The organism is Vibrio sp. 05-20-BW147 (assembly GCF_013369385.1).
Lineage (GTDB): Bacteria > Pseudomonadota > Gammaproteobacteria > Enterobacterales > Vibrionaceae > Vibrio > Vibrio floridensis.
In genome coordinates this window covers 40,616-61,197 of sequence record NZ_SZTO01000004.1, presented here as the reverse complement: position 1 = coordinate 61,197, position 20,582 = coordinate 40,616, and the positions used below count along the sequence as shown (strand labels likewise).

20 protein-coding genes are annotated in these 20,582 nt (G+C 48.7%); 11 read left to right on the top strand and 9 right to left on the bottom strand.

Features of this window, described 5'->3' with window-relative positions; all coding sequences use genetic code 11:
- The first annotated feature begins 105 nt into the window (after positions 1 to 105).
- Together FC652_RS04685 and FC652_RS04680 are read left to right on the top strand one after the other, a co-directional pair.
- Entirely contained in the window at positions 106 to 2,451 is a 2,346-nt protein-coding gene (locus tag FC652_RS04685) for a helicase-related protein (protein ID WP_176297655.1), read from the top strand.
- Between the two features lie 208 nt (positions 2,452 to 2,659).
- Positions 2,660 to 3,064 carry a hypothetical protein gene (locus tag FC652_RS04680; RefSeq protein WP_011080631.1) on the top strand — a complete coding sequence of 135 codons (405 nt, stop codon included), beginning with the start codon at positions 2,660 to 2,662 and terminating at the stop codon, positions 3,062 to 3,064.
- A gap of 73 nt (positions 3,065 to 3,137) precedes the next feature.
- On the opposite strand, the gene FC652_RS04675 is transcribed toward FC652_RS04680, so the two are convergent.
- The 6 genes from FC652_RS04675 to FC652_RS04650 form a co-directional block, all read right to left on the bottom strand.
- Positions 3,138 to 4,241 (bottom strand): phosphoribosylaminoimidazolesuccinocarboxamide synthase, encoded by a 1,104-nt coding sequence (locus FC652_RS04675; RefSeq protein WP_176297654.1) that lies wholly within the window; start codon positions 4,239 to 4,241, stop codon positions 3,138 to 3,140.
- 202 nt (positions 4,242 to 4,443) lie between these two features.
- Positions 4,444 to 4,836 carry a SulA-like leucine-rich domain-containing protein gene (locus FC652_RS04670; RefSeq protein WP_011150110.1) on the bottom strand — a complete coding sequence of 131 codons (393 nt, stop codon included), beginning with the start codon at positions 4,834 to 4,836 and terminating at the stop codon, positions 4,444 to 4,446.
- A gap of 312 nt (positions 4,837 to 5,148) precedes the next feature.
- Complete coding sequence (locus FC652_RS04665; protein WP_011080628.1) at positions 5,149 to 5,826, bottom strand: LrgB family protein; 678 nt, start codon at positions 5,824 to 5,826, stop codon at positions 5,149 to 5,151.
- A gap of 2 nt (positions 5,827 to 5,828) precedes the next feature.
- Positions 5,829 to 6,200: a CidA/LrgA family protein gene (locus FC652_RS04660; protein WP_011080627.1), complete on the bottom strand. Its 372-nt coding sequence runs from the start codon at positions 6,198 to 6,200 to the stop codon at positions 5,829 to 5,831.
- A gap of 46 nt (positions 6,201 to 6,246) precedes the next feature.
- Entirely contained in the window at positions 6,247 to 7,668 is a 1,422-nt protein-coding gene (gene sbcB / locus FC652_RS04655; RefSeq protein WP_130267917.1) for an exodeoxyribonuclease I, read from the bottom strand.
- A gap of 73 nt (positions 7,669 to 7,741) precedes the next feature.
- Positions 7,742 to 8,440 carry an oxidoreductase gene (locus FC652_RS04650; protein WP_176297653.1) on the bottom strand — a complete coding sequence of 233 codons (699 nt, stop codon included), beginning with the start codon at positions 8,438 to 8,440 and terminating at the stop codon, positions 7,742 to 7,744.
- A gap of 536 nt (positions 8,441 to 8,976) precedes the next feature.
- On the opposite strand from FC652_RS04650, the gene cobT reads away from it, so the two are divergent.
- The 8 genes from cobT to btuD all read left to right on the top strand — a co-directional run bounded on the left by cobT (position 8,977) and on the right by btuD (position 16,948).
- A complete protein-coding gene (gene cobT / locus FC652_RS04645) occupies positions 8,977 to 10,005 on the top strand; it encodes a nicotinate-nucleotide--dimethylbenzimidazole phosphoribosyltransferase (protein ID WP_176297652.1) in 1,029 nt (342 codons plus the stop codon).
- Position 10,006: 1 nt separating this feature from the next.
- Complete coding sequence (locus FC652_RS04640) at positions 10,007 to 10,774, top strand: adenosylcobinamide-GDP ribazoletransferase (protein WP_130248552.1); 768 nt, start codon at positions 10,007 to 10,009, stop codon at positions 10,772 to 10,774.
- 2 nt (positions 10,775 to 10,776) lie between these two features.
- A complete protein-coding gene (gene cobU / locus FC652_RS04635) occupies positions 10,777 to 11,337 on the top strand; it encodes a bifunctional adenosylcobinamide kinase/adenosylcobinamide-phosphate guanylyltransferase (protein WP_176297651.1) in 561 nt (186 codons plus the stop codon).
- A 9-nt stretch (positions 11,338 to 11,346) separates the two neighbouring features.
- Positions 11,347 to 11,985: an alpha-ribazole phosphatase gene (gene cobC / locus FC652_RS04630; protein WP_176297650.1), complete on the top strand. Its 639-nt coding sequence runs from the start codon at positions 11,347 to 11,349 to the stop codon at positions 11,983 to 11,985.
- A 24-nt stretch (positions 11,986 to 12,009) separates the two neighbouring features.
- The gene (locus FC652_RS04625; protein ID WP_176297649.1) at positions 12,010 to 13,809 is read left to right on the top strand and encodes a M3 family oligoendopeptidase; all 1,800 of its coding nucleotides are present in this window, start codon (positions 12,010 to 12,012) and stop codon (positions 13,807 to 13,809) included.
- 242 nt (positions 13,810 to 14,051) lie between these two features.
- Positions 14,052 to 15,080 (top strand): succinylglutamate desuccinylase, encoded by a 1,029-nt coding sequence (locus FC652_RS04620; protein ID WP_176297648.1) that lies wholly within the window; start codon positions 14,052 to 14,054, stop codon positions 15,078 to 15,080.
- A 118-nt stretch (positions 15,081 to 15,198) separates the two neighbouring features.
- Complete coding sequence (gene btuC / locus FC652_RS04615; RefSeq protein ID WP_011080618.1) at positions 15,199 to 16,194, top strand: vitamin B12 ABC transporter permease BtuC; 996 nt, start codon at positions 15,199 to 15,201, stop codon at positions 16,192 to 16,194.
- Positions 16,184 to 16,948: a vitamin B12 ABC transporter ATP-binding protein BtuD gene (gene btuD, locus FC652_RS04610; protein ID WP_176297647.1), complete on the top strand. Its 765-nt coding sequence runs from the start codon at positions 16,184 to 16,186 to the stop codon at positions 16,946 to 16,948. The genes btuC and btuD overlap by 11 nt, the downstream gene beginning before the upstream one ends.
- A gap of 97 nt (positions 16,949 to 17,045) precedes the next feature.
- On the opposite strand, the gene FC652_RS04605 is transcribed toward btuD, so the two are convergent.
- The 3 genes from FC652_RS04605 to FC652_RS04595 all read right to left on the bottom strand — a co-directional run bounded on the left by FC652_RS04605 (position 17,046) and on the right by FC652_RS04595 (position 19,612).
- Positions 17,046 to 17,621: a nucleoside triphosphate pyrophosphohydrolase family protein gene (locus FC652_RS04605; protein ID WP_045620114.1), complete on the bottom strand. Its 576-nt coding sequence runs from the start codon at positions 17,619 to 17,621 to the stop codon at positions 17,046 to 17,048.
- A 149-nt stretch (positions 17,622 to 17,770) separates the two neighbouring features.
- Complete coding sequence (locus tag FC652_RS04600; protein ID WP_108693898.1) at positions 17,771 to 18,331, bottom strand: DUF1415 domain-containing protein; 561 nt, start codon at positions 18,329 to 18,331, stop codon at positions 17,771 to 17,773.
- A gap of 72 nt (positions 18,332 to 18,403) precedes the next feature.
- On the bottom strand, positions 18,404 to 19,612 hold the full coding sequence (locus FC652_RS04595) for an MFS transporter (RefSeq protein ID WP_011150123.1): 1,209 nt from the start codon (positions 19,610 to 19,612) through the stop codon (positions 18,404 to 18,406).
- Between the two features lie 94 nt (positions 19,613 to 19,706).
- Between FC652_RS04595 and FC652_RS04590 the strand changes: the two genes are divergently transcribed.
- A complete protein-coding gene (locus FC652_RS04590; protein ID WP_013571935.1) occupies positions 19,707 to 20,576 on the top strand; it encodes a LysR family transcriptional regulator in 870 nt (289 codons plus the stop codon).
- Positions 20,577 to 20,582: the final 6 nt, after the last annotated feature.

The window sequence follows — 20,582 nt, the reverse complement described above, 5'->3', positions numbered from 1 at the left end:
ATCGACGATTCTACGAGTGGCTTGATAGCGAAACAACGCTCTGGTAACCCTTTTCTTTCCTATTAAGGTTATACTCCGTTACAAATTTAAACGTAGTGAAATCTCATGTCCGTACTTCCTATCGACGTCATTAAAGCGCAATTTGATCTCCACATTGGCCACGCTCATCTTGTGGTGGAAGCTGAAACTGGTTCAGGAAAATCCACTCGCTTGCCATTGTGGGCGGCAGAGCACGGTCGAGTGCTGGTGATTGAACCAAGGCGAATTGCTTGTACGTCATTGGCCGAGTTTTTGGCTGAGCAATCTGGTCAGCCTTTGGGTAGTAAAGTTGGGTATGCGATCAAACTTCAGGCTGCTTATGACGCGCAGACCAATATCGTGTTTGTTACGCCGGGTGTGGCATTACGTTGGTTAGCAGAAGATGGTCTTAGCGCATTTGATATCGTCATCATTGATGAATTTCATGAGCGTCGATGGGACATGGATCTTCTCACTGCGATGCTCAAAGCGCAAAATAACCATCGCTTGGTTTTAACCTCAGCGACGTTGGCGGGTGAAAAGCTGGCGAAATATCTCAATGCCGAACGTCTGCAATCTCAAGGTCGCTGCTACCCAGTCAGCATCGAATATCGAGCCAAAGAGAGTCACCTTTTGCCCAGCAAGAAACAGTGTGAGCATGACGTGATGGCCGCGATCAAGGAAGTGTTACAAACCGATGGCCAAGATATCTTAGTTTTCTTACCCGGCAGGAAAGAGATTTCGAACCTTGCCAGTCAATTGCAAGCGCAACCCTCTTTGATTGTGGCAAAGTTGCATGCCTCAGTGTCAGAGGAAGAGAAACGCATTGCTTTAACCGAGCAAGCCCAGCGCAAAGTTGTGTTAGCGACCAATGTGGCGGAAACCTCGCTGACGATACCGAACATCACCACCGTGATTGACAGTGGTTTAGAGCGACGCACCATACAACGAAATGGCCGAACAACCTTGATCCTTTCTCATATCTCCAAGGCCAGTGCGGCGCAAAGAGCAGGGCGCGCGGGTCGTGTTATGGCTGGCCAATGTTTGCGTCTGTACGGTGAACACGCGCCACTTGAACTGGCCACGCCACCCGAATTGCAGCGAGAAGATCTCAGTGAGCCGATGCTGGCAGCGGCCTGTTGTGGCTATCGCTTGGCCGAGCTTGAGTTTTTGGATGGCCTGCCAGAGAAATCCCTTGTGCAGGCACACAAGATCCTCAATGACATGCAAGCCATCACAACTGAAGGCAAAGTGACCGAGCACGGGAAAAAGCTCTATCCCTTACCTGTTGACACGCTTTACGCCGACCTTGTCACTCGCATGCCAACCAAAGCACTCAAAGAGGCGATGATTGATCTCGCCGCTGGTCTCTCTGTCCCAGCGGCGCTCTATCAAGTAAAAGGGGGAGAAGAAGCTGAGACACTACTTGAACAAGAGCCGCAACAGTGCGACGCCACGTTAATGATTCAACTCATTCGTGGTCAGCGCTTTAGTGGTGTGCTCGTGGATGAAGGGGCGTTAGAGGAAGCGCGAGGCTTGTCTCAACAAATGCGCGATCTGTTTGAACTGCCCGATCTTGAGGTGAGTTCGAGATACACGCGGGTTGAACTGGTTAAGGCGATCGCTCGTTTGCATCCAGAGTTGGTCTTTATCCGCCGAGCCAAACGACGTGAGGCGTTGGGGAATGGAAAGATGGAAATGATGGTTGGTCGCCAAAGCCGTTTTTCTGACAAACACGAGCTTGCTCTTGTGTTAGATAGCCATAGCTTGCCGGGGAAAGGTGTGAAACAGACGCTTAACTTAGCCAGCGTGATCATGCCCGCTTCGTTGACCTTGATTAACGAACTCGAGTTAGGTGAGTGGCGACAAGGGGAAACGCGCCCATCAAACGATGCGGTCGAAGTGGAGATGCAACTGGTTTACGCTGGTCGAGTGGTGGAGAGCAGGCTTGAACAACCTCAAGGAGAGGATGCGATTGAAACCATCGTTGCTCTGGTCAAAAAAGGCCAATTGCTGCCAGAGCTCTATGCTTGTGTCACGACGCAAATGACGCATTGGCACTTGTATTGCGCGTTAGGCTTGAATGAAGAGCAGCACCCCATTGGATTACTGGACTTTGACCAATGGTTACGCGAGCAGCTTGATGCCATGGGAGTGAACGAAGTGGATGAAATGGCACTGTTTGAAAGCCGAGATTTCCCGTATCGAGGGATCCCAGAGTGGCGATACAAGGATTTTGCCGAGCAATTTCCATTATCGCTCTCTTTGCCTGATTTACAGCTGACGGTGGAATATTTTCCTGCTGGCAAGTTGGTACAAGTGGTCTTCGCTGGCGGCAACCGCAAAGGCGATCCAAAGCGTTGGGAACTGCCTCGTTTTTCCGGCTGGCGAGTGCAATATCGTAAAGCGAGTCGAGTGATTGATGTTCGTTAAAGTCTAAATTTGTTTTAAACGCAAAATATTAATCAATCCGACGCATATCGTTAAAGAGTCTGAGTGACGATTGTTACAACTCTGGTTTTAATATTTCTTTTCCTCTCGAAACTAGGGCATAAAAGACCATTGTTTTATATCCTATTGCTATATCAAAACACTTGGCTGATATTGAGTATGTTGTGTTGCCAATCTGTCGGGGGACAAAATGGAAAAACAGGGAAAGAGACACGTCGAATTCGACTACACCAGTTTTCTAGGGGCTTCATGCAGTAAAAAATGGACGTTTTTAGAAGCCTTAACCACCTTTGCTCCAGTTTTTGGTGTGATGTGGAAGAACAGTATCGCAGAGCTTTCAGAACCAGAAGATCGATTGTGGGACGCCGCCTTAAAGAGCATGTCTTCACGCCGTAGCGATGAATCCAACTTGGTGACGCTACTCAAACTGGCAAAACTGGAGGGTATAGACGAGCTGACGGTGGTGATGCCGTATGCGCTAGAGCCCACCCAGATCGACTTCATTCAAAATCGCAGCGAAAGCAAAATTGACTGCCGAGAACAAGATGTGTTCGTGATCCGCTTGAAAGATCTCAGTGAGTCTCAGTTTGATTAAGTAATGTCAAGTGACGAGAAAAAACGCCTGCAGCGATGCAGGCGTTTTTTTGTTTTGAATCGTTGCCGATGACTTAGTCAATCAAACCGTATTCGCGACCAAGGATATCGATGATTTCTTGCTTTGGATTGTCGCTTAAGACGATCTCTTTGCCGGTAATTTTCTCTGCGATGTTAATGTAAGTACGAGACACCGCCATCAGTGCTTCTTCAGGCAGTTCGTTGTCGCGAGCGAGCGCTTCACGCTCAGGCATACGATCTTTATTAAGTAAAATATCTGGGTCAGGGAAGTAGTTGAGCAAGAATTGTCTAAAGCCTTCTTTTGAATTCTCAACAATTTTGCCTGCTTGATACGCTTGGGCATCCCAAATTCGTGATGAGTCTGGTGTACCCACTTCATCCATGTAAATCAGTTTTTCATTTCCAGCCGCATCAGTGACGTAACCAAATTCAAATTTGGTATCAACAAAGATTTGACCAACGTTCGCCAATGCTTCACTGATCACACCAAAGCCGTCTTTCAGCAGTTTTTCGTAAAGCGCGATATCGTCAGCACTAGAGAAATTAAACGCGGCAAAGTTGTCGGCGATATTTTGGCGGGTGATATTAACGTCGTCTGCTTCTGGAACACCTGGGATGCCTTTCAAAATGCCTTTTGTTGAAGGTGTCATGAGCAGATCCGGCAATGCTTTGTCTTTTTCCAAGCCTTCTGGTAGCTGAATACCACAGAATTCACGCTCACCCTTTTCGTAAGCACGCCACATTGAACCAGTAATGTACTTGCGGCAAATCGCTTCGATTTTCACCGGTTTGGCTTTCTGTACGATCCAGACAAAAGGATGTGGAATATCCAGAATGTGGCTGTCAGCAAGGCCATTTTCTTTGAACAAGCCAAACCAATGGTTTGAAATGGCATTGAGCGCAGCGCCTTTACCCGGTACGCCATTCAACCCGTGCTCTCCATGCCAAATGCAATCAAAAGCGGAAATACGATCGCTGATCACCATGATCGCCAATGGGGCGTCAGGGGCAACATTGTATCCTTTCTCTTTAATCAGTCGGGCACTGTCTTCTTCGGTCAACCAGTAAACAGAGCGAACTTTTCCACTGTGTACAGGTTTATCGGTGCGGATGGGTAGGTCATCGTTGACGGCAAGTACTTGGTCAGCAAGGCTCATTTTGACATTCCTATCATAATTTCAAACGTCATGCGGGAAATGAATCGGACAACAAAATCTAACGGATTCATCGATTACCGGGGCATGATACCAGAACTATTTGAAGTCGCCAGAGAAAAAGCAAACGTTTGCCTTGTTTTTGCCAAACAAAAAATGCCTCCCATTTGGGAGGCGAGATGCAGGATGGATAACGTTGAACTTGTTAGTGATACTTGTGTGCTCTGCCTTCAACGAAAAACACTTCACAGCCATACTCGCGAGCGAGATCGCTAAGCAAAGATTGGTTAATCAAATCGATTTGATCGGAAGCGACAACCGCAGCGGCATTGCCAGAGCGAATTGCTTTCATCACGATCTCCATTTCAGTCATCGTCTGAGAAGCTTTCATCTGGATGACGTTCTGGCAGCGGATATTGGAAGCAGTAAGTTGTGCAAAGTCAGGTCTTGGGCACTCGGCTGTAAACAAAATCCACTGGTTCTGAGCGGAAAGATTAGCCAGCTTTTGCAACAACTGATCAGAAACATTCATAGGTACGGTTGGCTGAGCTAACACGTTAAAACGAGAATAGGGTCGAGTTTGAGTTTGAATCTGCATCTTACTGTTCCTTTATACATGCTGTATTTGTATACAGTAGTTTTTTTAAGGCGATTGATCAACTCTTTTTGTTGGATTTTTCACCTAAACCGATTGTCTGGTGAAAAAGATATGTTGTTATCTATTTGATTTTTATTGGTTTATATTTCGTTTGGTACGTAGTGATAAGTATGAGGATTTGTGACGAATATCACTGGTAGCTGAGTCGATTGGTAAGATGAACAGTAAAACTACTGTATAGCACTGTATAAAAGCGTGAATAAAAAAACGCCCTCAGCATAAGCAAGAGGGCGTCTTAGTCAGAAGTCGGTGTTAACCGTATAGCCAAACCGCGAGGGCGAAAAAGCTTGGTGCGAGAATAGAAGTAATGATGCCACACAGTACTAACGCTAAAGAAGAAAAGGCGGCGTCACCCGGTGCTTTCTCCACGCAGGTCGCGGTACCGAGCGCATGCGAAACTGTCCCCATGGTGAGTCCACGTGCGATAGGGTGCTTAATGCCAAGCAAGTTATAGATTGGGTAGGCAAGGATTGCCCCAAACAGCCCAACGAGCAGCACCAGAATAGCAGCAACGGCGGCTTCGCCTCCTAAGTGGCTTGAGATTTCCATTGCAATCGGCGTGGTGACTGACTTACCAAGCAGGCTAGCGATCAAGCTAATGTCTGCCTTGAAGGCGACGGCAATGAGCATGGCGGTGAGCATCGACATCACACTGCCTAAAGTGCATGCTAAGGCAATGATTCGCCAATTGGCTTTAATTTGTGGCAACTGCTCATATAAAGGGTAAGCAAGGGCGACCACCGCAGGTTGCAACATGTAGCTGATCCATTGATTGTCCGCGTAATAGGTTTCAAACGGGATCTTTAACACCGTCAACATCGGAATCAAAATAGCGATGCTGATCAGTAGCGGGTTAGCCAAAGGATTGTTGATTTTGATGGCAAGCCAACGGGCAAATAAGAAGACGGCAATAGTAACGAGTAACCACATGATTACGCCTCCTTACCAAGAATGCGCTGCAGCAGCCAACCAAGGCTGACTAATACGATGAGTGAACCACCAATCGCGCTGGCAATAATAGGTAAAGCATTGGCGATGAGCATGTCAAAATGCTCCATCAGCCCGACACTGATGGGCACAAAAAGCAAAATCATGTAGCGAATCAATAAGCTTGCGCCCGGTTTGACCCATTCGACTTTGACCAAGCCAATCGCCATCGATACGAACAGCACCAACATCCCTATTACACTTCCTGGCACTGAGGTTCCTGTCCAGTGCTGAATGCCTGAACCAATCGTCAGGGCTAGGAAAATAAGGCCAAATGATAGAACAAGGCCAAACAAATCTTTGGGGGAGAATTTCATAGTTAGGGAGTCATTTTTATAATGGGAGCCCTTTGGCTCCCAACAATTATGAGATCAAGCTCTCAGTATAGCGGTACACGGATTTTAATATCGCCATTTTCTTTTCGTCACTTTCATGTTCGTGAACTAAGTTTTCCAAATTAAGCATGTACTCTTCAATTCGACTTTCGAAGTATTCGCGGCAATGATTCGCCCAACGGCGCTGTTCGTTCTCATCCAACGTCCATGGGTAATTGCGCGCACGGTAGCGAAACAGCAGCGGCTCGATGCGTTTATCGTTAAACGTGATGTCCAAAGCGGCAAGGTGCGTTGGATCGGTTTGGCGGATAATGTCCATCGAGGCTTTGTCGGCAGGCGAGAAGAAACCGTCGTACAACAGGGTATCGACATCATGACTTTTCTCGAACTCGCGTTCAATTGAGAACAGCTGCACCAACTTTTCTCGCACTTCTGGATGCTGGCGAATAAGGGCTAAGTTTGCCAAACATTGTTCTCGGTCGATGCCGATATTGGCGGCATTCTCCGCAGTGAGGGTTTTGGCTGGCGCTAAAATCGGGCACTTATTCAAATGCACCAATTTAACTGGCACAGGCAATAAATCGCCGAGCTCATCATGACGAGTGTAAAGACGCTCATGCAGCGCATCGGCATCCAAATCAAAGAGGGGTTGAGGATCTTTGGCTAAGTCGACCACAATCACCGCATTGTTGTTGGTCGGGTGCCAAGCTAACGGCACAATCCAACTGGTGTATTGGCATTCTCGGCCTAACATGCCAGAGACATGCATCAAAGGGGTCATGTTAACAATATCGATCAACTCATTGAGCTTACGCTTATGGCGCATGCTAAAGAAGTAATCAAACAATTTGGGTTGCGCGGCTCTGACTTTTTTCGCCATTTCGATGGTGGCGATCACATCGGCCATCGCATCATGGGCGTTACTGTGTTCAATGCCATTGGCTACAGAAAGGTGCTCCAGTTTAAAGCTGGTAAAGCCTTCTTCATTTTCCGGCCATTCCACCCCTTCCGGTCTTAATGCGTGACAAGCTCGCATCACATCAAGCAGATCCCAGCGTGAATTGCCGTTTTGCCAGCTCCATGAATAGGGATCGAGGAAATTGCGATAGCAGGTGTAACGCGTGACTTCGTCATCAAAGCGAATGCTGTTGTAGCCAAGGCTAGTGGTGTTCGGACGCGACAACTCTGCGTGGATTTTTGCGATAAATTCTGGCTCGGGTAAGCCTTCTTTCTGCGCTTTTTGTGGCGTGATTCCGGTAATGAGTGCGGCTTCGGGGGCCGGTAAATAATCGGCAGGTGGGCGACAATAAATCACCAATGGTTCGCCGATGATATTGAAGTTTTCATCGGTACGAACGCCAGCAAATTGCGATGGGCGATCTTTTGCTGGACTGGTTCCCCAAGTCTCATAGTCAAAAAAGAAGAAAGTGGGCTGATTGTCTTGCTGCATTCGGCTTACCTAGCGTTCAAACGAAGCGTGTATTAGACCATTGTGAGCCCTTGCTGGCAATGAGTTCCCGTGTTTAGCGGTATTGCTCGAGCAATTTAACCATCTCGTTTTTATGCAAAATTTCCACTTTCTGTGGATGAGGTGCAAAAACACGATAGAGCATGGCTAGCGCGACCTCTTTGGCATCGATAGGGGTGTAATTGCGGAGTTTGCCGCGCATTAAGGGAATAAACGGGCGCATCAGCCGTTGCAACCATTTTTCATCACTGCGCGAGGCGTGGCGTTGGCCCTTGAGTGGGCCGGGGCGAACGATGACGAGCTGTTCAAAGCCCATGTTCATGAGAGCTCGCTCCATCTGTCCTTTACATTTGAGGTAATGGAAGCGCGATTGTGCGTCTGCGCCGAGGCTTGATACCACGGCGACTCTCGTAACACCAAGCAATTTCATGGTTTGAGCGACTTGGCACACCAGTTCAACATCAATCTGACGCAATTGCTCTTGGCTTCCGGCTTGCTTTATGGTGGTCCCCAAACAGATGAAGCCTACCGTGGGCCTCGCTCTTTCATCTGGCCAATCGGAGATGAGCAGATCGGGCTCGATCAGATTAACGAGTTTGATCGCTTGGGGAATGTTGACGGTAATTTGGCGGCGAGTTAAGGCGTAAAGTGTACTGATTGCCTCATGCGGTAAGATCTGTTCAATCAATTGCGACCCCACTAGGCCTGTTCCGCCAGCGACTATGACTGCTGTGTTTTCACCACGAATCGTCATCGTGTTGCTCCTAAAACCATCAAGAGGGTTATCTTGTTGAACTCTCTTGAGTTTAGCAATGGAAAGCGTTCGAGGGTTTGATGGCGGTAACAAAAGAAAAGGCCCGAAAGGGCCCTGTGTGGGAGTTAGGTCATCGACAATGGAACTTGTCGATTGTTCTGAGGGCGCTTCGCATTGCCACCCGATTTCGGTCTACGACTTTGATTGGCAAACATAACAGGTACCTCAGTGTGTTGGAGACAGGATAATCCCTGCATATCCTATGCCATCATCTGAACGCCGTTTCGGGGACGTTGAGCGCTGAAACCGCACGCTTTGTGCAAAAAATGTGGTTTTGATTCGCAATTTGAGAAAATCGAAGCGCAGAGATGGCCACGGTTAAGTCGCGATCAGTCAAATGGGTGCTCAGCAGAAAATGGCTGTCGACCGCTAATTCCCTCGATGAAGCGTATCTTGACTCTTTCTCCACGATCCCTTCGCCTGTACACTAGAGAACTTCTTGTTTTTACGCCATTTCGACACCAACAGGGACCGTTATGTTAGAGCAACAATTTGCCGCTGAGATCCAGCACATCATCGACAACAAAACCAAACCGCTAGGCGCACTGGGGCAACTCGAGCAAGTCGCCTTACAATTGGCACTCATCCAAAGCCAAGGTAAAGAGCAAGCGGCGACGCATGTTGAGCTCAAGCAGCCGCAGATGCTGCTTTTTGCCGGTGACCACGGTGTCGCAGATGAAGGGGTAAGCATCGCACCGAGTGCGGTGACACAACAAATGGTATTGAATTTTCTCGCAGGTGGTGCGGCGATAAACTGCTTTTGCGCGCTTCATAACATCGACCTGACGGTGGTTGATTGTGGCATTTTGTTGCCTGTCGACAGTGACGCTCCGAATTTCATCTTACGTCGTTTGGGCTCACGTACCGCGAACTTTGCCATTGAGTCGGCCATGACGATTGAGCAAGTCGAACAAGCTTTGCGCAATGGTCAACAAATAGCGGCAGAGAAAATTGCTCTAGGTGCGGATTTATTGATGTTTGGCGAGATGGGCATTGCCAACACCAGCTCTGCCTCGGCGCTGCTCAGTGCATTATCTGGCCACGAAGTGGATCACTGTGTCGGTAGAGGTACGGGCATTAATGAAGAGCAACTGTCGCACAAAATTAAAGTCGTGGCGCAAGGCGTAGGGCGCTGTGAAGGTCTATCGGTTAATGCGATCCTCGCTGAAGTCGGCGGGTTTGAGATCGTGACCATGGCTGGCGCGTTTATCGCTGCGGCTGAGCATAAAACTCCAGTGCTAGTGGACGGTTTTATTGTTTCGGTCGCGGCCTATATCGCGACGTTGCTGAAACCGGAGGTGAGAGACTACTTGTTGTTCGCTCATCGCTCCGAAGAGCAAGGGCACCAAATTGTGTTGTCACTCCTTGAAGCGAAGCCTTTGTTGGATTTGGGGCTGCGTCTTGGTGAAGGAACAGGAGCCGCGCTGGCGTACCCACTATTAAAAGCAGCGGCGCAGTTTTATAACAATATGGCAAGCTTTGAAAGCGCAGGAGTAACGGTTTGATATGAAAACCTGGCAGTATCAGTACCAATTGTTTTGTTTGGCGGTGAGCTTTTTTAGCCGTTTGCCTGTGCCGAAATCAACACCGTATAGTGATGAAAGAATGAATCAGGCTGGGCGTTACTTTGCTTTAGTCGGTACATTGCTTGGCTTGCTGTGCGTACTGGTTTATGCGTTTGCATCGCTGTTTTTCCCTTATCAGGTGGCGATTGTCCTGATGATGGCGTTTAGCTTACTGCTGACAGGCGCCTTCCATGAAGATGGACTCACTGACATGGCGGATGGCATTGGTGGAGGGATGACGCTCGACAAACGCCTCACCATCATGAAGGACAGTCGTATCGGAACCTATGGCAGCGCCACATTGACCATGGCGCTGATGGGTAAGTTCGTTTTTCTCACCACGTTGGCACGTCAACCCGACTTTGGCTTGATGATTGTTGTCGCCTACACCTTGAGCCGAGCCGTTGCCGCCACACTGATTTACGACATGCCTTATGTCTCTGACAGCGATACCAGTAAAAGCAAGCCATTGGCGAATGCACAATCCTCCACGGAGCTGGCGATACTGATCCTCACGGGGGTATTAGCGGCAATCAGCTTAGGGCTGGGTGTTGGTTTGCTATTGATTTTATTTGCGATCCTCTTCCGCTGGGCATTCAAACGTTGGCTGCTGGCGCGTTTGGGCGGGTTTACCGGAGATTGCTTGGGCGGGGCTCAACAATTGATGGAACTCGGCATCTATTTGGTTCTGATTGCGGTGGTGCAGTGACGATGAGTTATTCAACCAACAAAACGCTGGTGTTGGGTGGGGCTCGCTCGGGTAAATCTCGTTTTGCTGAACAGCTTGCGCGGCAATGGTCTCAACAACATGATGCAAAATGTCACTACGTCGCCACGGCGGTGCCTTTTGATCAAGAAATGGCAGAGCGCATTCACCATCACCAACAGCAACGTGGACAAGGTTGGTGTGAACATGAGACGCCGCTGCACTTAGCGGAGCGACTCTCGCAGTTTGGTGCTGATGATGTGGTGCTGGTGGACTGCTTAACGGTGTGGCTCAATAACTGGCTGTTTGAGTTTGGTGAGCAAGCGAGCAACGAAAAACTGGAGCAAAAGGTTGCCCAGTTGGCATCCGTTGTGAAAGAAAGCCCAGCACAGATCATTCTGGTCTCCAATGAAGTGGGGTTAGGCGTGGTGCCTTTAGGGCAAATCAGCCGCCTATTTGTGGATAATGCAGGTCGTATGAATCAATCACTTGCTCAGGTGTGTGACAACGTCACCCTAATCGCGGCGGGGTTACCCCTCATACTGAAATCGAGTGGTCATCAATAGGGAAATACGATGGAAGTGATCTTACTGCGTCATGGCAAAACAGCAGCGGAAGCGGGTTTATTTGGCCGAACCGATGCCAAGGTACCGGCGGATCGTCAGCAAGCGATTGCCGAAGCGTTGTTCGCTCAGCATGACGATGTTGAACTCATCGTAAGCTCGCCTCTCTCTCGATGCCATGAGTTGGCGGAGTTGCTGGGTCAACAACACCATTGGCCAATTCAATTGCAAGCAGACCTACAAGAGATGGACTTTGGTTTGTTAGACGGAGTGCCTTTTGATACTCAAGACTATCCGTGGCCTCTCCTCAACGCCTTTTGGCAAGACCCTGCCAATGCCTCGTTGCCAGAGGGCGAGACGTTGGCTGAATTTCAGCAAAGGGTAGTGCAGTGCTGGTCGCAAATCATCAGCACAGAGCATCGCAAAGTGTTAATCATCACTCATGGTGGTGTAATTCGACTTATCTTAGCTCACCTTTTGGGTGTAGACTGGCAAAGCCCTCACTGGTATCAAAACTTGGCCATTGAGAACGCAAGTCTGACACACATAACGATTTTTACCGATAGTGACCAAACGCAGTTTCCGACAGTCAAAATGATCGGGATGCCTCTCTCTATCAGGGAAGAACAGACGAATCATCCAGTCGATTAGTCACAGATTCATAAGGAACACAGAATGACCGCGCCAAGCTGGGATCTTTCTATTGCCTATGCAGATTTAACCGATGTTCGTATCGAACAAGATATCGAACTGATCGAGCAGTGCATCAAACTGCTCAATACACAAGCGTCACAGCGTGAAGTGGTGAGCGTGATGCAAAATGCCATCGTCACCCGAGAAGCCGCAGGGCGTTTACTTTCGACGGTTTACACCTTTGCCAACTGTTATACCTCGGTGGATGTAACTCATCCTCAAGCCAAAGCTTTGGTTGGGCGCATGGCCAAGCTGAGTTCTGAAATGGAACAGGCATTTAGCCCATACCAACTGGCGCTAATGCACGCAGATGACGATTTCATCGCCGACGTTTTAGAGAGCAACAATCCCGATGTGGCTGGTCAGGTATTCTCCATTGCGCAACTGCGTAAGCTGGCGGATCAAAGCTTGAGTGTGTCTGAGGAACAACTACTTTCTGCGATGCAGGTGGACGGGCGCGATGGTTGGGGCCGTCTCTACGACAACCTGACTGGCACCTTAAAAATCACCCTAGATGCTGAAGATGGCACACAAGAAACGCTTGGATTTTCTCAAGCCGCCAGCTTGCTTTATGGGGCCGAATTCTCTCGTCAAGAACCCGCGTGGCGTGGGATTCAAAACGCAATGGCAACACATCGTGAAACCTTTGCGGCAATTTTGAATGCGCTTTCTGGCTGGCGTTTAACCGAATACCAAAAGCGCTCGCACCAACGCAATATCCACTTCTTAGAGCCAAGCCTTTATGAGAGCCGTATTGAGGCTCAGACCTTAGAAACCATGATCTCTGTGGCAAAGGAAAGTCGCTCGGTTGGCCAGAAGGCGGGGAAGCTAATGGCGCGCGTGCATGGCTTAGAGGCAATGAAGCCTTGGAATCACTTGGCCGCAATGCCAGCGTTTGACGGCGAAGCCAAAGTGTATGGCTTTGATGAAGCGATTGAGGTGATCCGCAATGCGTTTGCACAAGTCAACCCAGAGATGGCAAGCTTTGTTGATCTCATGGTGGAAAATGGCTGGATTGATGCTGCGCCTTCGGAAAATAAACGTCTCGGTGCGTATTGCACTAAATTAGCGGCCACCCGCACACCGCTGGTGTTTATGACTTGGTCGGGCAGCCGTTCGGATCTGCTGACTTTGGCCCATGAACTCGGGCACGCGTTCCACAACTGGGTGATGAAAGACATGCCCCTTTGTCAAACGCGTTACCCAATGACGCTGGCAGAAACGGCGTCTATTTTTGCGGAAAACATTGTTCAGGATTACCTGATTGCACAAGCGGCCACCGCTGAAGAGAAACTGGAAATGTTGTGGGAAGAGCTCTCTTCTGCTTACGCGCTTACCATCAACATTCCTGTGCGTTACGAATTTGAAAAAGCGTTCTATGAGCGTCGTGCCAGCGGTGAATTGTCGGCGGATGATATTTGCCAGTTGATGAGTGAAACTTGGCAAGCGTGGTATGGCGATTCAATGTCAGAATCCGATCCCTATTTCTGGGCCAGCAAACTTCATTTCTCGATTTCAGAAATCAGTTTCTACAACTACCCCTATTTGTTTGGTTACCTTTTCTCGAAAGGCATCTACGCTCAGCGCGCGGCAAAGGGAGAGTCTTTCTATCGTGATTACGTCGCTTTGCTGCGAGATACAGGAGCAATGATGGCGGAAGAGGTGGTCGCGCAGCATCTGCAAATGGATCTGACGCAAGCGGATTTCTGGCAACAGAGCATCGAACGTATCCGTGAAAAAGTGGATGAATTTGAACAACTATTGGTGCAGATCGGAAAATAAAATTCCGTGATCTTGTTATAACGGAAATGGTTAGGGATGTGGTAGAGTTCACTCCCTAACATACTGTTATTGTTTAAGAAGTGTTCGGCGACGGTGATCTCAGTCAGCAAATCGTCCAGAATGAACGCAATTCTTGGCTTTTTGCGGTGAAAACTTCGATTTCTCTTGATAAGTGAGATCCTAGCAACATAAATGTTGTGTACATTTTATTAACATACCGCCGTGCAATTAAGGAGTAACGCATGACGAATTCTCTCTTTCGCCAATCGTTTTTGTCAGACACCCTAAATATGCAGCAATCTGTCGAGGCGAAAGCGACGACGTTAAGCAATGGGGTAAGATTGCAGCTGCATCAGCGTGGTGTGTTAGAAGTCATTCCGGCAAACAACAGCGCGGAAACAAAAAATATCATTTTATCGTCAGGGATCCACGGTGATGAAACCGCACCGATGGAACTGATTGACAAGATTGTTCACGATATCGAAACGGGCTTTCAAGATGTGCAAGCGCGTTGTTTATTTATCATCGCTCATCCAGAAGCGACCAATGCGCACACGCGTTTTATTGAAGAAAACCTCAACCGTCTGTTTGATGAAAAAGAGCATCAGCCAAGCAAAGAGTTGGTGATTGCCGATCAACTGAAGTTATTGGTGAAAGCGTTTTTCGATAACACGCCTGTAGAGAGCCGTTGGCACTTAGATTTGCATTGCGCGATACGAGCGTCGAAGCACTATTCATTCGCGATCAGTCCGAAAACACGCCATCCGACACGTTCAAAAGCGTTGGTCGATTTTGTCAACCACAGCCATGTCGAAGCGTTGCTGCTCTCTAACTCACCATCCAGCACGTTTAGCTGGTTCAGTGCAGAATACTATTCTGCTCAAGCACTGACGATGGAGTTAGGCCGAGTCGCTCGCATTGGTGAAAATGATTTAAGCAGATTTACCGCACTGGATTTAACCATGCGTGATTTGATCGCGGAAGTGACCCCAGAGCATTTGCCTAAGCTTGCGATTACCTACCGAGTGAGCCGTACTATCGTGCGCTTACATGAGGATTTTGATTTCCGCTTTGATGACAGCGTGGAAAACTTTACCTCGTTTATGCACGGTGAAGTGTTTGGCCACGATGGTGATAAGCCGCTGATGGCGAAGAATGACAATGAAGCGATTGTGTTCCCTAACCGGAACGTGGCGATTGGTCAACGCGCCGCACTAATGGTTTGTAAGGTCAAAGCCCGTTTTGAAGACGATCAACTGGTTTACGATTAAGCTCTTTTGCTCTTTGGCTGCTTAAGAGCACCAAGAGAGCGAGTTTAATGGTTTATTTCTGAAAGGCTTAACGTTAGAGTTAAGCCTTTTGTTTAGCGAGCGAATTGAATCATTGCCCATGGAACTGCACCAACTGATAGCCCACAAAGAGAAGCGATGGCGAGCCACCTTATTGGTGATGTTGGCTGTGCTTTTGGTTCTCTCTGCTCTCTATTTGATGGTAGGTGAAGTCTTTCTTTCTCCGTTTTCTTCCTTGAGCAGCTTTGAACACAAGTTGTTGGTTGATCTGCGCCTGCCGCGACTGGTGGCGGCAATGGTGATCGGCGCGGCATTAGCGGTCTCGGGGGCGACGTTACAAGTCTTACTTGGCAATGTGCTTGCTGAACCTGGTGTGTTAGGTATCTCCGGCGGGGCAAGTTTGGCCATGGTGATTGCGCTCTTTTTATTGCCTGTGATGCCGACACCAACGGTGTTTATGCTGGCAGCGATCATTGGTGCCTTGGTTTTTACGTTGATTTTGGTGGGGATGGCAAGAGCGATGCACTTGTCGACCTCGAGAATGCTCCTCGTGGGGGTGGCGCTCGGTATTTTATCGGGCGCGTTTGTCACTTGGGCCTTTTATTTCAGTGACGATCTCAGCTTACGTCAACTGATGTATTGGTTAATGGGGAGCATTGGCGGGGCAAGTTGGCATCATCATCTGGTGACACTCGTGTTGCTTCCGGTCTTGGTTTGGCTCTGTCTGCAGGGGCAAACTTTGGACAAACTGATGCTCGGTGAAACGCACGCTGCGCAACTGGGCGTTGATGTGCACAAGGTACGTTGGCGGCTGATTTTGGCGATCTCCATCTTGATTGGCTGTGCGGTGGCCCTTGGCGGCATAATCAGTTTTGTTGGTTTGGTTGTGCCTCATTTGCTGCGCATGGCGTTTGGTTCCGAAAACCGATTCTTGTTGCCGCTGTCGGCGTTTGCCGGGGCGACGTTATTGGTCTTTTCTGACATTTGGGCAAGAACTTTATTGGATTCGGCAGAGCTGCCGCTGGGGGTGATGACCACCACTATTGGCGCGCCCATCTTTATCTGGATGCTGATAAGGAGCCACGATGCACATTAATCATATTAGTGTCGGCAATCGGCTTTTACCCCTGTCTTTTCAATGCGCTGCAGGTGAAAAAGTGTATGTGGCGGGCCCAAACGGTTCTGGAAAAAGTACCTTATTGTCAGCCATTGCGGGCACACTGAGCTCGCGCGAAGGCGCCAAAGGGGAAGTGTTGATCAACGAGACCTCTTTACTCACGCTGCCTTTAGCGGAACAAGCGATTTATCGGGCTTACCTGTGCCAGCAATCGAGACCGGCGTTTAACGTCGATGTGTTTCAGATGTTGGCGCTCTCGTTACCGGCTGGAAGGCATGTGGTTGAGCCAGAGGTTCAAGCGGCTGTGCGTAGAGTGGTGGAGTTGGTGCAACTGCAAGACAAGTTGCATCGCAGCGTGCAGGCCCTCTCGGGTGGTGAATGGCAACGCGTGCGTCTAGCTGCGGTGTGCTTGCAAGTGTGGCGCTCGCTAAATCCTTACTCGCAATTGCTGATCTTGGATGAGCCTGCCGCGCCGCTGGATGTTGCCCAAGCGAAGTGGTTGTATCAACTTATCGATGAAATGGCCGCGCAAGGCTTGGTAGTCTTGGTGGCCAATCATGATCTCAACCGAGTCTATCAGCACGCCGACAAAGTGTTGCTGCTCAACCAAGGTGTGCTCGCAGCATATGGCTCTGCAGAAGAAGTGATGAGTGTGGAAAATCTACAGCAGGTATTTGAAACGCCAGTGAAAAAAGTGGCTGTTGACGGGCAGCCGTATTTGATTTTCACTTAGCTTTTATTGAAAGCCGATAAAAAGCCCGCACTTAGCGGGCTAGCTTCATCAAACAGTTGGTTTGCTAAAAACGGATGGCCAACTAAGAACAGATGGCTTACTGAGTCAGTGGAGCCAAGTCTGCAGGGCGGTAGTATACCGATTTCAATACCTTACCAGCACGAATCGTTTTGCCTTCGCCTTCGAAATCTTCGGCACATTTTGCAATCAGGTAATCACCTTTTTGCACCGCCATCAACTTAACACCTTGCTCTGCATAGAACTTCTCAGTGTCGGCATATTCTTGTTCATTGCGGCACACTTTGCTCATGTTGCTTGAGTGCACTTCGTCCCAGCATGGAATAAAGTCGATACCACGATTTTTGGCGACGTTTAGCAGCAGATCAATCAAGTAGCTGATAGCAAGATTGTCTTCAACGTTTGCCGCGCCAAGGTGGACTAAGCGACCCATAAGCACGTAGACCGAATCAACAATCGCATCTGCTTGTTCTGTTTTGCTATCCGCTTCTGCCAACTCCGTCATCTCTTCAATGATCAAAGAGGTGTGCAGCGTGTCCGCTTTTTCATCTAGGCTTTCAGGTGCAGCCACAGGCAAATCAAACGTGCTACGGAACTCAGTGATGTCACGGTACAGGTGATCAAAAATGTCTTGGGTAAGTTGAGACAATTGCATGTGTTTTTCCAATAGTTTTACGTAAGGGCGAATGATACCAGAGCCTAGAGGTAAGCTCTATCCCCTTGCCATTTGAAGCAGCGGTACTTGCGGCTCAGTGTGCATGGTCGCTGTCTCAGATTTGGTTGATGTTCTTTGCCCTATGCTGTTTAGCGAAAAAGATAAGGGAATAGCTTTTTACGTTCTTCTTCATTGAGCGCTGAAACACGAGCAATGTTGGTGTCAGGGATCGATTCTGGGTCAGGGTAATGGCGCAGCACCTTCTCCATGCTTTCTTCTCGAATGAGATGAAAAATCGGATAAGGCGATCGATTGGTGAGGTTTTCGTCGTCTTCTGGCTCGGCACCACCAAAACAGTAGTCCGGATGGAAGGTGGCCACTTGGAAAACGCCTTCCCAATCTTGTTGTTTGATCAAGGCTTCCACCCAATCGATGAAAAGATTGTAATCCCAAAAATCACTGAGCATGTTAGGGATAACAACCAGCGTGGTTTCTAACTCACTGGGCTCCGTTTGATCGAGCTCCATCAGCAAGCTGAGAATATCTTGCAGCAACAACTCTTCGTTATCGGCATCACTGACGTGGATTTTGATTTGCTGATTGCGTTGCGGTTTGGCGGCAAATGGGCAGAGATTTAAACCAATCACCACATCGTTGAGCCATTGGTTCACTTCTTGATGAATGGTTTGTTGTGTTGAGCTTTGAGTCATGATCGTATTCTATTGCGTGTTGAGGGGGCAGTATAACCACTCGTGGGGTTCAATCCTATCCCCTTTGACGACTCAAGGATGCTTGACCAAGGCCTCTTCCATGCACGCGTATTTGGGCTTTTTCAGTTGCAGTATCACGGCAAACAGTAATACGTACATACTCAGCGCTGCGATGATCACACCATTCCATTGCCAATGTTGCCAGCAATAGAGCAAGAAGAATCCGCCAAGGCTACCGCCTACATAGTAGTGCACCAGATACATCGCGGTTGCCGTTGCTTTTGCATGAGTGGCTTTTTGCCCGACCCATCCATACGCCAGAGTGTGCGTGAAAAAAGCGCCGAAGGAAATCAGCACTAAACCGATAAACATGGCGGCTAAATGTTCAATCGAAGTGATTAGCATGCCAAACAAACTGATCGCCGCGCCTAGTAACATGCCACTGACCGGATGAAAATGTTGATTCCATTTGCCGGTGTATTTGGAGCTGATGGTACCGCCGAGGTAACACAAAAAAATCAATGACGCGAGGCCAACGGGTAGGCCATGCGGCTCTGCCACGAGGCGAAATCCCATCACCGAATAGAGGTTAACGAAAAGGGCAAAATTGAGTCCGCCGATCACCATTGCCAACCAAACTCGTGTGTGACGCAGGTGCTGGACGATGGTCTGATTGTGTTGCCATAAGCTGTGAGTGCTGGGGGAGAAATGTTTCTGCTTGGGCAGCAAAAAACTCACCGCAATCACGCCCAGTAGCGTGAAGACCAGCATCACCTCAATTGCGACCGTGGTACCAAACCAGTCGGACATCAAACCGCCACTGATTCGTCCGCTAATACCGCCGAGTGAATTGGCCGCAATGTAACCGCCGATGGCGTGGCTAAACGCTTTGGGGTGCAATTCTTCCGCCATGTACGCCACGGCAACTGCCGCAAAGGCCGCCAACGCCACCCCAAGGAGCGCTCGGCAAATGACGATAAACAAGAAAGAGTCGTTAAGCAGCAGAGCGGCACTGCACAGTGGAATGGCGAACAAACCCGCCAACATGACCGTGCGTCGGCCAATTTTTTCAGACAACACCGCCATGGGAACAAGGCTAAGGGATAAACCCAGTGTGGTGGCGGCAAATACCCAGTTTACCTGTGTTTCCGATACCGCGTATTCCAACGCCAATTTAGGCAGCATGGGTTGAAAGAGGTAAAGATTACAGAAAACTAAAAACGAACCGAGTGCCAAGGCAATGGTGATATGGCGATACTGAGAGCTGCCGAGTTCGTACATCTTAATTCTCCTACTGATTTGTGAGCACAGTATCAGTCACGTAGTGATAAACAAAATATATTAAAAATATTATGACGATATATTTTTGATCTAGATGGAATCGAAACAACTCAAACAATTTTTGGCGGTGGCCGAAGAGAAAAATTTCACTCGTGCTGCGCAGTCTTTGCATATCGCGCAGCCTGCCTTGAGTGTCTCAATCAAAAAGCTCGAACAAAGCCTCGGCGTGACGCTATTTAAGCGTGATGACAAACAGATCACACTGACAACGGAAGGGCAAACCTTGTATGAGCATGCCAAACGTGTTGTGCAGCAACTGCATGATGCCGAGTTGGCGATGAATGAACTGAAAGGGCTTGAGAAAGGTGAGGTGCGCCTTGGTGCGCCAAGCATGATGGGCAGCTACTTCTTTCCAGAAATTTTAATGGCGTTTAAAAGTCACTATCCCAACCTCAAACTGACACTGATTGAAGCGGGGACGCAGTCGATTCGTAAGATGCTGCTTGATGGGGATTTGGACATTGGCGTGATCACGGAAAACGACGTACCGGACGATTTAGAAATAGACCACCTGTTCTCTAGCCAGATGATGGCGGTAGTTGGCAGTGAGCATTCGTTATCGCAACGAGCATCACTCACTTTTGAAGAGTTTTTTCAACATGAACTGGTGATGTTCAAATCGGGTTATTTCCACCGTGATTTTCTTGATCACTTTAGCCAGCAGCATGGCATTGAAATGCAGTATTCTTTTGAAACCAATCTATTGCCATTGATTTTGAAGATCGTAAAACGAGAGTTTGCCATTACTGCATTGCTTCAATTGGTGACCGAGAATGAGAGTGGCGTGGTCGGCGTGCCATTTTCTCCGCCCGTCACCCTGAACTTAGCATTGGCTTGGCGACGTGGCGGCTATCTGTCGGTGGCGGATCGCACCTTTATCGAATTTATAAAGCAGTATGTTTAGCCGTGA